This is a genomic window from Maribacter antarcticus DSM 21422, assembly GCF_000621125.1.
Lineage (GTDB): Bacteria > Bacteroidota > Bacteroidia > Flavobacteriales > Flavobacteriaceae > Maribacter > Maribacter antarcticus.
On the sequence record NZ_JHZC01000007.1, the window covers coordinates 202,734 to 215,087 of the forward strand.

Annotated in this window: 14 protein-coding genes; all 14 read left to right on the top strand. The window is 37.9% G+C overall.

Annotated elements, in window-relative coordinates:
- Window positions 1–122: 122 nt before the first annotated feature.
- The 14 genes from porW to Q360_RS0107815 all read left to right on the top strand — a co-directional run bounded on the left by porW (window position 123) and on the right by Q360_RS0107815 (window position 12,301).
- Window positions 123–2,675 (top strand): type IX secretion system periplasmic lipoprotein PorW/SprE, encoded by a 2,553-nt coding sequence (gene porW / locus Q360_RS0107750; RefSeq protein WP_027076581.1) that lies wholly within the window; start codon window positions 123–125, stop codon window positions 2,673–2,675.
- A 4-nt stretch (window positions 2,676–2,679) separates the two neighbouring features.
- The gene (locus Q360_RS0107755) at window positions 2,680–3,105 is read left to right on the top strand and encodes a bactofilin family protein (RefSeq protein WP_027076582.1); all 426 of its coding nucleotides are present in this window, start codon (window positions 2,680–2,682) and stop codon (window positions 3,103–3,105) included.
- A complete protein-coding gene (locus tag Q360_RS0107760; protein ID WP_027076583.1) occupies window positions 3,083–3,307 on the top strand; it encodes an AtpZ/AtpI family protein in 225 nt (74 codons plus the stop codon). The genes Q360_RS0107755 and Q360_RS0107760 overlap by 23 nt, the downstream gene beginning before the upstream one ends.
- Window positions 3,308–3,322: 15 nt before the next feature.
- Window positions 3,323–3,712, top strand: a complete 390-nt coding sequence (locus Q360_RS27395) for a DUF6168 family protein (RefSeq protein ID WP_394331942.1) — start codon at window positions 3,323–3,325, stop codon at window positions 3,710–3,712.
- 78 nt (window positions 3,713–3,790) lie between these two features.
- Complete coding sequence (gene atpB, locus Q360_RS0107770) at window positions 3,791–4,969, top strand: F0F1 ATP synthase subunit A (protein ID WP_036195479.1); 1,179 nt, start codon at window positions 3,791–3,793, stop codon at window positions 4,967–4,969.
- A 32-nt stretch (window positions 4,970–5,001) separates the two neighbouring features.
- A complete protein-coding gene (atpE, locus tag Q360_RS0107775) occupies window positions 5,002–5,190 on the top strand; it encodes an ATP synthase F0 subunit C (RefSeq protein ID WP_027076586.1) in 189 nt (62 codons plus the stop codon).
- A gap of 87 nt (window positions 5,191–5,277) precedes the next feature.
- Entirely contained in the window at window positions 5,278–5,778 is a 501-nt protein-coding gene (locus tag Q360_RS0107780) for a F0F1 ATP synthase subunit B (protein WP_027076587.1), read from the top strand.
- Window positions 5,779–5,784: 6 nt separating this feature from the next.
- Window positions 5,785–6,324, top strand: a complete 540-nt coding sequence (gene atpH, locus Q360_RS0107785; RefSeq protein ID WP_027076588.1) for an ATP synthase F1 subunit delta — start codon at window positions 5,785–5,787, stop codon at window positions 6,322–6,324.
- Between the two features lie 61 nt (window positions 6,325–6,385).
- Window positions 6,386–7,966, top strand: a complete 1,581-nt coding sequence (gene atpA, locus Q360_RS0107790) for a F0F1 ATP synthase subunit alpha (RefSeq protein WP_027076589.1) — start codon at window positions 6,386–6,388, stop codon at window positions 7,964–7,966.
- Between the two features lie 75 nt (window positions 7,967–8,041).
- Complete coding sequence (atpG, locus tag Q360_RS0107795) at window positions 8,042–8,902, top strand: ATP synthase F1 subunit gamma (protein WP_027076590.1); 861 nt, start codon at window positions 8,042–8,044, stop codon at window positions 8,900–8,902.
- A gap of 134 nt (window positions 8,903–9,036) precedes the next feature.
- Window positions 9,037–10,290, top strand: coding sequence for a TCR/Tet family MFS transporter (locus Q360_RS22745; protein WP_084273392.1), 1,254 nt, complete (start codon window positions 9,037–9,039; stop codon window positions 10,288–10,290).
- Between the two features lie 115 nt (window positions 10,291–10,405).
- Window positions 10,406–11,251 carry an alpha/beta fold hydrolase gene (locus Q360_RS0107805; RefSeq protein ID WP_027076591.1) on the top strand — a complete coding sequence of 282 codons (846 nt, stop codon included), beginning with the start codon at window positions 10,406–10,408 and terminating at the stop codon, window positions 11,249–11,251.
- Window positions 11,251–11,745, top strand: coding sequence for an RNA polymerase sigma factor (locus Q360_RS0107810; protein ID WP_027076592.1), 495 nt, complete (start codon window positions 11,251–11,253; stop codon window positions 11,743–11,745). Before Q360_RS0107805 ends, Q360_RS0107810 begins: the two co-directional genes overlap by 1 nt.
- Window positions 11,738–12,301 (top strand): hypothetical protein, encoded by a 564-nt coding sequence (locus Q360_RS0107815; protein ID WP_027076593.1) that lies wholly within the window; start codon window positions 11,738–11,740, stop codon window positions 12,299–12,301. Before Q360_RS0107810 ends, Q360_RS0107815 begins: the two co-directional genes overlap by 8 nt.
- The last annotated feature ends 53 nt before the right edge of the window (window positions 12,302–12,354 follow it).

The window sequence follows — 12,354 nt, forward strand, 5'->3', positions numbered from 1 at the left end:
AAAATATAGAATTTGAAAAAGAATAGCTTCTTTCTACAAGAAAATAAATCTCCCTATTATCGATGAACTGTATAATAATATGGTAGTTTTTATGTTTACCATACATACGTATACAGATAATTTTGACGCTTAAACAAAGATACATTACGACCCTACTTTTAGGAACACTGTTATTAAGTGCATGCTCCACAAAAAAGGATGCCGCAATTAACCGTAACTGGCACGCTCTAAACACAAAGTATAATACCTTATACAACGGTAATATTGCTTTTGAGGAAGGCCGTGTCACATTAAATGACAGCTACCGAGACGACTATTGGGACGTGTTACCCATAGAGCGTTTGGAAGTCTCTGGAGAGGTAAAGCTAGATTCCGAAGACAACAATTCTAATTTTTTACTGGCAGAGGAAAAAGCTACGAAGGCCATTCAGCGCCATAGTATGGATATTAAGGATGAAGAGCGTAATCCTCAGACCGATGAAGCTTTTCTGCTTCTTGGGAAAGCACGCTATTTTGACGAACGTTACATTCCGGCCTTAGAGGCATTCAACTACATTCTGAATAAGTATTCGCAAAGCGATAAGCTGAACGAGGCCACCATCTGGAGAGAGAAAACAAATATTAGACTTGAAAACGAGGATTTGGCGATTAGGAATTTGAAGCGCCTTATGAAATACGAGACATTAAAAGACCAGGAATATGCTGATGCTCGCGCTATGTTGGCCCAAGCGTATATTAATTTAAATGTGCCGGATACGGCGATTCAACAACTAAAGATAGCATCCTATTACACCCAAAATAAACCAGAAAAAGGCAGATACTATTACATCATAGGTCAGTTATATAATGAAATAGGCCATAAAGACAGTGCTAATTATGCCTATGACAAGGTCATTGAGCTAAACAGGAAATCGCCAAGGGTTTACATGATAAATGCTGAAATTCAGAAAATAAGGAATACGGTTATTACAGAAGAAAATAAGGAAAAAGTACTGGAATACCTGACATGGTTAGAAGGAAATCGTGAAAACAGACCATTTTTGGATAAAATCTTTCGTCAAGTGGCCGAATTTCATTTGGAGCAAGGTTCTGATAGTTTATCAGTATCCTATTTCAATAAATCGCTTCGCGCGACAGAAAACACGCCCAAATTAAATGCGTTGAATTACGAGAATCTGGCGGAGTACAATTTTGACCGGAACAGTTATAAATATGCAGGAGCTTATTATGATAGTGTTTTGCCCAATTTGGATGAGAATTCTAAAAAATACAGAATCGTTAAAAGGAAGTTGGACAATTTGGAAGACGTTATCAAATACGAAGATATCGTTCAATATACCGACAGTGTGATCACACTTTACGAACTACCAGTAGAGGACCGTATCGCCTATTTTGAAAATCATATCACCGAGTTAAAAAGGGCACAAAAAGCAGCACAGAAAAAGGAAAAAGATAAGATAACAGAAGGATTTGCATCGTTTGCAAAAAGTAAGGGAGGTAAGGAAAACAAAGGCAAATTTTACTTTTATAATATTACCAGTCTTGGTTACGGCCGAAACGAGTTTAAGAATAGATGGGGCAATAGGGAACTTTCCGATGATTGGCGTTGGTCTAACAAAGCCATTGCAAAAGTGTCAGAAGCAACCGGAGAACTTGTTGCCGAACTTCCCTCAGATGCTGAATTGACCCAAGACGAAAAATTCTCCTTGGATTTCTACATGGATCGTGTACCTAAAGAAGTAATGGTTATAGATAGTCTAAGAACGGAACGTAATTTTGCGAATTACCAACTGGGATTAATCTACAAGGAAAAGTTTAAGGAAAATTTTTTGGCGGCCGGGAAGTTAGAGAATGTATTGGCATCTAACCCGGAGGAACGTTTGATTCTTCCATCAAAATATAACTTGTATAAAATATATGAGGAAGAAGGCAGTCCGTTAACGGCTTCTATGAAGGCAGATATAATAGCGAACCATGCAAGTTCTCGCTACGCGGAAATACTCTTGAATCCTCAAGCTGTGTTGGCCAACGATTCCGATAGTCCGGAGAAACGCTATCAAAACTTATATAAAAAATACAACAATCAGGAATTTCTTCAGGTAATTACTGCATCGGAAGAAAACATCAATAGATTTACTGGAGATGCCATAGTGCCAAAATTTGAGATGCTAAAGGCCAACGCTATTGGAAGGCTGCAGGGTTTTGAAGATTTTAAGGAATCCTTAAATTATGTGGCGCTTACCTATCCCAACAATCCAGAAGGTAAAAAGGCAGAGCAGATGATTTCGGAGCAGTTACCTAAGCTAGAACCAAAAGAATTTTCTCCTGAGACAGACTCTAAAGGAACTTCTAATTGGAAGGTAATGTTCCCTTTTAAAAGGAGTAATAACGAAAAAGCCTTACAACTGATGGAGTTATTGGAGAAATCCATTACAGACCTGAGATATAGAAATAGTGTGTCCAAGGATATTTACAATTTAGAAGACCAGTTTATTGTTGTGCATGGCTTTAAATCAAAAGAATTTGCCCTGGGTTACGCAGAGCTTTTAAAAAATAATAGGGATTACCGAGTTGCTGATAAGAATTTTGTAATTTTATCGGAGAATTATAAGGTAATTCAAGTACACAAGAATTTACAGCACTACCTTAATACGCTTATAACCCCAAAACCCTAAATCCATGTTTTCAGACAAACAAAAACCTAAAACTATGAACGAAGTAGGAGGACAACCCAACAGAATTGAGAAAAACACAAAAATCAAAGGAGATATTATTTCCGAAGCCGATTTCCGTATTGATGGTAAATTGGACGGTAACGTAAAAACCTCTGGTAAAGTAGTAATCGGAAAGGACGGTTACATTCACGGAAAAGTAGAATGTGTAAATGCGGATATAGAAGGGGGTTTTAATGGCGAACTATTGGTTTCTGATTTACTATCATTAAAGGCATCTGCGGTAATAGAAGGAACGGTGTCGGTTAGTAAACTTGCCGTAGAGCCAGGAGCTACTTTTAATGCTTCTTGTACCATGAAAGGCAGTGCAGGTGCTATGAGCTCAAATTCTGGAAGTTTCAAAGGGAAGAATGAGCCAGCAAAAGCCTCGTAAAGACAATAAGGACCTTAGAAATGCCGCAAGACTAACTGGCATAGCAATCCAGATGGGTGCTACCATATATTTAGGAAATTTCTTGGGTTCATGGTTAGACGGTAAATTCGATAAAACCTTCTGGGAAACAACCTGCACGCTTTTAGCTATTGTTTTATCTATATACTCCGTTATTAAACAGGCAAATCGACTTAATAGCTAGATTTTGATAAAGAAATTGACAATCTATTTAGTAGCTTTTGGTGTGCTTTTGGTTTGTGGATCCTACGTGCATCTATATTTTTTGGGAGCTGAAGTTAGCTCCTTGAATTTTTATGTAAGTAACATTTACTTATTCCACGCGGTGTTTTCTTTTCTGCTTTGTAGTGTGTTTTATGTGTTGTCTAAAATTCACAAATTTCAACATCAGCTTGGTTTTATTTACCTCGGGGCATTGCTTTTTAAAGTACTGGCCTTTTCGGTTATTTTCTATTCCGTATTGTTCCAGCAGGAAACATTGAGCTATAATGAACGTCTCTCCCTTCTAATTCCCGTGTTTGTTTTTATGGCCCCAGAGCTATACTTTATCTCCAAAATATTGTTGAAAATACACCCAGTTAAGAATTAGGGGAAAAAAATTAGAAAATTATTTTTTAATAGGTATCTTTGCGCGACTTTTAGAAAGACATATTTTGAAAGAATGGCAATGAAAAAAGCATCTACATATTTTAGTAAATTAATTACCACTTTAATTCTTTTAACTGTGGCCACTGGTTTTTCCAATTCAGAGTCTGATAAGGAAGGCCAAGTAGACACTAGTGATGAGATAAAGGAGTACATAAATCATCACATAAAAGATTCTCACGATTTTCATCTATTTTCCTATTCAAATGATGCAGGGGAGCGTAAGCACATCGGTTTTCCGCTACCGATAATCGTTTGGTCTTCTGAAGGTTTAGTCACTTTTATGTCGTCTGCATTTCATCACGATGATAAGGGCGAGATTATTGTAGAGAAAAATGGCACTAAATTCGCGAAATTGCATAGTAAAATATATGAGCTCAATAGCGGTGAATCCTCAATTACTTTTGATGAAGAGGAGCATGCTTCGAATGCAAGTAAGGTTTTGGATTTTTCAATTACAAAAAGTGTTGTTGGAGTTCTTTTAGTCGGACTACTTATGCTTTTAGCTTTTTCATCTTTGGGACGTCAATACAAAAACAAAAAAGTTCCTACCGGTTTTGGTAGAGTATTGGAGCCGTTGGTACTTTATGTACGAGATGAAATTTCAAGGCCTAACATCGGCGAAAAACATTATAGGAAATTCACAGGATATTTATTGACGGTATTCTTTTTTATATGGATACTGAATTTATTGGGTTTAACTCCATTTGGTTTTAATGTTACTGGGCAATTGGCGGTAACGGCTTGTTTGGCAATTTTCACATTAGTTATTTACACATTCAGCGGTAATAAGGATTATTGGATGCATATCTTGTGGATGCCAGGAGTCCCATATCTTATTAGACCTGTATTGGCTGTTATAGAATTAGCTGGAGCTTTGATTATAAAGCCCTTCTCATTATTAGTTCGTCTTTTTGCAAACATATCTGCAGGGCATATTGTGGTAATGAGTTTGATAGCGATTATGTTCACGTTAAAAGAAACGTTGGGTGTAGCAGGAGCAACGCTACTGTCGTTTATTTTATCTTTCTTTATTACATTAATTGAAGTGTTGGTAGCCTTTTTACAGGCGTATATTTTCACAATGCTTTCAGCGCTGTTCATTGGAATGGCCGTTGCAGAACATGATCATGATCATGCACATGATGAGAATACTAATGAAGTTGTGGATGCTGAGGATGTTCGTGAAAATTTTCTTTAGAGTTTTTTTAATTTAATATAAATTTATTTACTATGTACAACATGATTGGAGCCGGTTTAATCGTAATCGGAGCAGGTATTGGTCTAGGTCAGATTGGTGGAAAAGCAATGGAAGGTATTGCTCGTCAGCCAGAAGCTACTGGAAAAATCCAGACTGCGATGATTATTATTGCTGCACTTTTAGAAGGTTTGGCTTTTGGTGCCTTGTTCTTAGGAAAATAAGAACAAAAACTAGTAAAGACATTTTCCTGCAACGGTTGGTTGCAGGGAATTGTTTTAATTGAAAAATAAGAAGTAGAATTTACAGTTATGGAAACTTTAATAAACGATTTTTCTCCAGGGTTATTTATAGTACAGACTATTCTTTTGTTAGGATTGATTTTGTTATTGGTAAAGTTTGCTTGGAAACCTATATTAAATTCATTGAACGAACGTGAGGAGGGTATTACCAATGCTTTAGAAGCAGCCGAGAACGCTCGTAAAGAAATGCAAAACCTTCAAGCTGACAATGACAAGCTTTTAAAGGAAGCCCGTGCAGAGCGTGAAGCCATGTTAAAAGAAGCAAGAGAAATAAAAGATAAGTTAATTTCCGAATCAAAAGAACAGGCAAAGATTGAAGGTGATAAAATAGTACTCCAAGCACAAGCCGCTATTGAGAGTGAAAAGAAAGCTGCTATGGCCGATATTAAAAGTCAAGTTGCCGAGCTATCCGTTGCCATTGCAGAGAAGGTAATTAAGCAGGAACTTTCTAATAAAGAGAAGCAATTGAAATTGGTTGACAATCTTTTGGGAGATATTAAATTGAAGTAAGAAAGCATGAGTGAATCTAGAGCAGCAATACGTTACGCGAAGGCCATCTTGGATTTGGCAGTAGACAAAAAAGCTACGGATGCCGTAGAGAAGGATATGCGTTCTGTTTTGGCTACTATTTCCGATAGTGTCGAGCTACGGCAACTAGTAGATAGCCCAGTAATTTCTGGTCCTATGAAAAAGGATATTCTATTAAAAATATTTAAAGGAAGTCACGCTATTTCAGAAGGATTGATTGGCATGTTGGTAGATAATAAAAGAGTCTCCATATTAAACGAAGTGGCTTTAAAGTTTATTATTCTTAATGAGCAACAGAAAGGGAAAGACGTAGCCTATGTGACTACGGCCATACCAATGGATGCTGCAATGGAAAAAAAGATTTTAAAACAAGTGACTACTATTACAGGGAATAAGGTTACTGTAGAGAATACCGTAGATGAAAGCATCATCGGCGGTTTTGTTTTGCGTGTTGGCGATTTACAGTACGATGCCAGCATTTCCAATAAACTGAATAACTTAAAAAGAGAATTTACAAATAGTCTATAAATAACTATAATGGGACAATGGCGTCTAACGTCTAACCTCTAATATCTAACGTCTAGTAAACATGGCAGGAGTAAAAGCCGCTGAGGTATCAGCAATTTTAAAGCAACAATTATCAGGTTTCGATGCAACCGCTACTTTAGATGAAGTAGGAACAGTATTGCAAGTAGGCGATGGTATCGCCAGGGTCTTTGGTTTGGCCAACGTGCAATACGGCGAATTAGTTGAGTTCGACGGTGGTTTGGAAGGAATCGTTTTGAACTTGGAAGAAGATAATGTAGGGGTGGTTTTATTGGGCCATTCCAGAGAAATTGGAGAAGGAACTACCGTAAAGCGTACACAACGTATTGCTTCCATAAATGTTGGTGAGGGTATTGTTGGTCGGGTAGTGGATACGTTAGGACAACCTATAGATGGTAAAGGACCTATTGCTGGAAAAACGTACGAAATGCCATTGGAGCGTAAAGCACCAGGTGTAATTTTCCGTGAGCCTGTTACAGAACCTTTACAGACTGGAATTAAGGCGATTGATGCCATGATTCCCGTAGGAAGAGGACAACGTGAATTGGTAATTGGTGACCGTCAAACAGGTAAGACTACAGTTTGTATCGATACCATTCTAAACCAAAAGGAATTTTTTGATGCAGGTGAGCCTGTATATTGTATCTATGTTGCCATTGGCCAGAAAGCTTCAACTGTTGCAGGTATTGCCCAGGTTTTGGAAGATAAAGGCGCTATGGCGTATACGACTATAGTGGCTGCAAATGCATCTGACCCTGCTCCAATGCAAGTATATGCTCCTTTTGCAGGGGCATCTATTGGAGAGTATTTTAGGGATACAGGTCGTCCGGCTTTGATTATATATGATGATTTATCAAAACAGGCTGTTGCTTATCGTGAGGTTTCTTTGTTATTGAGAAGACCACCAGGACGTGAGGCATACCCTGGAGACGTTTTCTATCTGCACTCTAGGTTATTGGAGCGTGCTGCAAAGGTTATAAACAATGACGATATTGCTAAGGAGATGAACGATTTGCCAGATGTTTTAAAACCAATGGTAAAAGGTGGAGGTTCGTTAACGGCTTTACCAATTATTGAAACTCAGGCGGGTGATGTATCGGCCTATATTCCAACGAACGTAATTTCTATTACAGACGGTCAGATTTTCTTGGAGCAAGATTTATTCAACCAAGGAGTTCGTCCTGCAATTAATGTAGGTATATCGGTTTCTCGTGTTGGGGGTAATGCGCAAATTAAGTCCATGAAGAAAGTGGCAGGTACACTTAAACTAGATCAAGCACAGTTTCGTGAATTGGAGGCTTTTGCCAAGTTTGGTTCCGATTTGGATGCTGCTACGCTAAACGTAATTGAAAAAGGACGTAGAAACGTGGAAATATTAAAACAAGCGCAAAACGATCCATTTACGGTAGAAGATCAAGTAGCAATTATCTACGCAGGCTCTAAGAACTTGTTAAGAGATGTTCCCGTGGGAAAAATAAAGGAATTTGAAAGAGATTATATAGAATTTTTAAATGCGAAGCATAGAGGAATTTTAGATACACTTAAATCAGGAAAGCTAACGGACGAGGTTACGGATACTTTAACGTCTGTTTGTAAAGAGCTTTCATCTAAATACGTAGGTTAAAAGATAGTAGATAGACAAAAGTATGAAGTAAATAGTGCTTTATACTTTTAACAAATCACTCAATACTGATAGAAAATGGCCAATTTAAAGGAAATACGGAACAGAATAGCATCGGTGTCATCAACGATGCAGATTACCAGTGCCATGAAAATGGTTTCTGCTGCTAAGTTAAAAAAGGCCCAAGATGCAATCACAGCAATGAGGCCTTATGCCGATAAGCTGACAGAATTACTACAGGGACTTAGTGCCAGTATGGATTCGGATTCCGGAAGTAAGTATGCTGATAATAGAACGGTAAACAAAGTATTAATCGTTGCCATTACCTCAAACAGAGGCTTATGTGGTGCTTTCAATACCAATATTCTAAAGCAGAGTACGAATTTAGCGGATACTGTTTATGCGGATAAGCAAGTAGATTTTATTGCTGTTGGAAAAAAGGCAAACGATTTTTTAGTAAAAAAGTATACGGTTCTTTCGAATCATAGTTCAGTTTACGAAGACCTTACTTTTGATAATGTCGCGGAGATAGCCGAGGGTTTAATGGAGCAGTTTACAAATGGTTCCTACGATAAAATTGAAATTGTGTATAACAAGTTCAAGAACGCAGCTACTCAAATCGTAATGACTGAACAGTTTTTACCTATTGTTCCAATGGTAGGTGACGAAAATTCAAGCGCAGATTATACGTTTGAGCCATCTAAAATGGAAATTATAGAGCAGTTGATTCCTAAATCTTTAAAAATGCAATTGTACAAGGCTATTAGGGACTCGTTTGCAAGTGAGCATGGTGCGCGGATGACAGCGATGCATAAAGCAACGGATAATGCTACTGAGCTTAGAGATGAATTGAAATTAACATATAATAAAGCAAGACAAGCTGCTATTACCAATGAGATTTTAGAAATTGTTGGCGGTGCTGAGGCATTAAATAACTAAGATTTCATACTAATTTCGGTCGAAGGGTCATACTAGTAAAAGCTTATAACTAAATATAAACCTCACAAAACGTGAGGTTTTTTTACGGATAAAATGGATATTATACCTCATTTTTATCCGATTTTTGCAATCGCATGAAAGCTAAGAAAACTGCCTTACTTTTTATTTTCATTACCATACTTGTTGATGTCATCGGTATTGGAATTATACTACCCATAATACCGGAGCTAATCATGGAGCTAACCGGTGAAGGAACCCACATGGCAGTTATTTACGGTATGTGGTTGACAACGGCCTTCGCTGGGATGCAGTTCTTGTTTTCTCCGGTGTTAGGAGAGATTTCGGATCGATTTGGTAGGCGACCCATTCTGTTGATGGCGCTTTTAGGATTAAGTATAGATTACCTTATACATGCATGGGCACCTACGATAACATGGTTGTTCATAGGTAGGTTTTTGGCAGGTATTACTGGAGCAAGTTTTACCGTTGCCTCTGCTTATATAGCTGATATTAGTACCAAGCAAGAAAAGGCAAAGAACTTTGGACTCATTGGAGCCGCGTTTGGCTTAGGATTTATCATAGGCCCAGGTATTGGAGGTTTTTTCGGAGAAATTGATATTAGATTACCCTTTTACATAGCCGCCGGACTCACCTTTGCCAACTTTCTATTTGGTTGGTTCTTTGTGCCGGAGTCCCTAGCGGTTGAGAATAGACGACCTATCAATTTGGTTAAAATGATTCCAGGGGTTTCTTTGGTTAGTCTTCGAAATTACAAAGGTGTTTTACTACTTATTTCCGCATTTTTTTTGGCAAACTTGGCGGGGCAGGCCTTACCGTCCACATGGTCCTACTATGGTATAGAGCGCTATGATTGGAGCCCTAGGGATATTGGTATTTCTTTAATGGTTGTTGGCCTTTTCGTTTCCATAGCTCAAGGGTTTTTGGTAGGGGTCGCAGTAAAAAGGTTCGGACGTAAAACTGTCGTTATTTCTGGATTTTTGCTTTGGACCGTTGGTATGTTTCTTTTTTCCTTAGCAGAGGAACCTTGGATGTTATACGCCTTTCTTATCCCTTATGCACTGGGTGGAGTTGCCGGTCCAACTGTACAGGGTGTTATTTCAAATCAGGTTTCGGAAAAGGAACAGGGGAATCTACAGGGAGCGATTACCGGTTTGGTAAGTGTTACCGCTATTTTGGGTCAATTGACTTTCTCACCAGTGTTCTATTATTTTATCCGCCCAGAAAGCGAAATATACTTTCCAGGAGCACCCTATGCCTTAGCGTCCATTTTCCTTCTTGTGGCGCTTATTTTTGCTTCATTAGCCATGAACAGGATGAGTCTTTCTGATGAAGAGGACGAACTATCTTCTGTGGTTTCTTCAAAGTAAGCCAAGAGTTTAGGCCTTCGAGCTGTGCTTTCATGAATAAATAAAAGTTTTTTTAAAGCGGATGTAACATTTGCTAAAAAATGTATCTAAAAGGAAAATCCTAAATACAGATACAATGAAAGCATTGAAAATCACCCATCTCGTTCTAATTATTATTACGTTCAATTGCATAAACGCGCAAGACCACCCTTTTGAAGTACAGGTAAAAGGTGCCGGACAGCCTATTCTACTTTTCCCAGGTTTTACGTGTACCGCAGATGTTTGGGAAGATACGGTTATGGAACTTGCTAAAAATTACGAGTGCCATGTCTTTACTTTTGCAGGTTTTGGGGATGTAGCCCCGATAGAGAAACCTTGGTTTCCAAAAATAAAAACGGGAGTAGAAGCCTATGTAAAAGAACAAAACCTAAAAAACCCAATAATTGTTGGACACAGTTTGGGTGGCACTTTGGGTCTTTGGTTGGCTACGGAAACAGAACATCCCTTTTCAAAAATAATAGTAGTAGATGCATTACCTTCCACTGGAGCACTCATGATGCCGAATTTTAATAGCGAAGCGCTTGTATACGAAAGTCCGTGGAACAAACAAATGTTGGCAATGGATAACGCATCCTTTGCTGTTATGGCTGCTCAAAGGGCTACTGGAATGTCGATGAATAAAGAAAAACAAGGTCAAATTAAAGATTGGATACTTCAAGCCGACAGAGAAACCTATGTGTACGGCTATACAGACCTATTAAAGCTTGACTTAAGAGAAGATATTGGCAAAATCAATATTCCTGTCATTATTTTGGCAGCAGCACAGCCTTATGGTTTGGAAATGGTTAAGAGTACGTATGTAAAGCAGTACAAGAAGCTACAAAATTATGAAATTGAATTTGCAGCCGATGCGGCCCATTTTATTATGTACGACAGTCCTATATGGTTTCAAGAAAAATTAATCACTAGTTTGGGGAATTAATGAATAGCATCGAAAAAAAATATAAAGAGCTGTATACCGCACATTATGCTAAGGTGATGCGCTTATGTCTAGGCTATGTTGCAGGAGATCAAGATTTAGCCAAAGATGTAACCCAAGAAATCTTTATAAAGATATGGGAAAATTTAGAATACTTTAGAAACGAAAGTAGTATCAGCACATGGATTTACAGAATAAGCGTGAACACTTGTCTGTCTAACCTAAGAACTACAAAAAAGAGTTCCAGAACAATTGCTATTGCCGATGTTCCTGAGATTAGTGAAGAACATCCTGATGCAGATAAAGCACATCAACTAGCGCTGTTGTATGCGTGTATAAAGAAGCTATCAGAAACAAACCGTGCTATTATTTTATTAGTGCTAGAAGGACTTCCGCACAAGGAAATATCCGATATCATCGGAATAAAACATGATGCGATTCGTACGCGAATACATCGAATTAAAATGCAATTAACAAAATGTGTATCCCATGTATAATTTTGAAGAGTTAGAATCAAATTGGAAAAATCAACCCGAAATACAAGTAACAGAACAAGGATTTCAAGAGGTGTTGAACGGATTGCGGAAAATTAAAAATAAACAACGCATAACAAATGTAGTATTAGGGATTACCGCAATTATATTAGTGGTGTTTTTCTTTTATATATCAGGATATCGCAGCCAACAAGTCATTCTAGGAATTTCTCTTATGATTGGGAGTCTGCTGATACGTATCCTATTTGAAGTGTTAAGCATGCGAAAACTTAGAAAAATGAATGCGGTAGCACACAGTACGGATTTTAGAAACGGCTTAATCGGATATTATAACAGTCGGAAATTTGTACATTTTGGATGGACACCACTACTTATTCTAAGTTATGTTGCGGGATTTCTAATACTCTTGCCGCTTTTTAAAGCTAATTTGTCTTCGGGATTCTATACCTATATCGTTGTATCTTCCATTGTGTTGTTAATCGTTTTATCAATTTTCATAGCCAAACAAATTAGGATTGAAATGAATAATTTAAAACGATTGCAAGAGGAATTTCTATAGTGTTTAGCCTATTTATCTCGTATGATTTTAGATTGATGTACGCTCATAAGTCG

What these genes read in the sequence shown, in the direction of transcription:
- Q360_RS22745 (WP_084273392.1), top strand. Translation starts at nt 9,037, where the DNA reads ATGAAAGCTAAGAAAACTGCCTTACTTTTTATTTTCATTACCATACTT.
- Q360_RS0107755 (WP_027076582.1), top strand. Translation starts at nt 2,680, where the DNA reads ATGTTTTCAGACAAACAAAAACCTAAAACTATGAACGAAGTAGGAGGA.
- Q360_RS0107780 (WP_027076587.1), top strand. Translation starts at nt 5,278, where the DNA reads ATGGAAACTTTAATAAACGATTTTTCTCCAGGGTTATTTATAGTACAG.
- Q360_RS0107805 (WP_027076591.1), top strand. Translation starts at nt 10,406, where the DNA reads ATGAAAGCATTGAAAATCACCCATCTCGTTCTAATTATTATTACGTTC.
- Q360_RS0107815 (WP_027076593.1), top strand. Translation starts at nt 11,738, where the DNA reads ATGTATAATTTTGAAGAGTTAGAATCAAATTGGAAAAATCAACCCGAA.
- atpB (WP_036195479.1), top strand. Translation starts at nt 3,791, where the DNA reads ATGAAAAAAGCATCTACATATTTTAGTAAATTAATTACCACTTTAATT.
- atpE (WP_027076586.1), top strand. Translation starts at nt 5,002, where the DNA reads ATGTACAACATGATTGGAGCCGGTTTAATCGTAATCGGAGCAGGTATT.
- atpG (WP_027076590.1), top strand. Translation starts at nt 8,042, where the DNA reads ATGGCCAATTTAAAGGAAATACGGAACAGAATAGCATCGGTGTCATCA.
- Q360_RS0107810 (WP_027076592.1), top strand. Translation starts at nt 11,251, where the DNA reads ATGAATAGCATCGAAAAAAAATATAAAGAGCTGTATACCGCACATTAT.
- Q360_RS0107760 (WP_027076583.1), top strand. Translation starts at nt 3,083, where the DNA reads ATGAGCCAGCAAAAGCCTCGTAAAGACAATAAGGACCTTAGAAATGCC.
- atpA (WP_027076589.1), top strand. Translation starts at nt 6,386, where the DNA reads ATGGCAGGAGTAAAAGCCGCTGAGGTATCAGCAATTTTAAAGCAACAA.
- atpH (WP_027076588.1), top strand. Translation starts at nt 5,785, where the DNA reads ATGAGTGAATCTAGAGCAGCAATACGTTACGCGAAGGCCATCTTGGAT.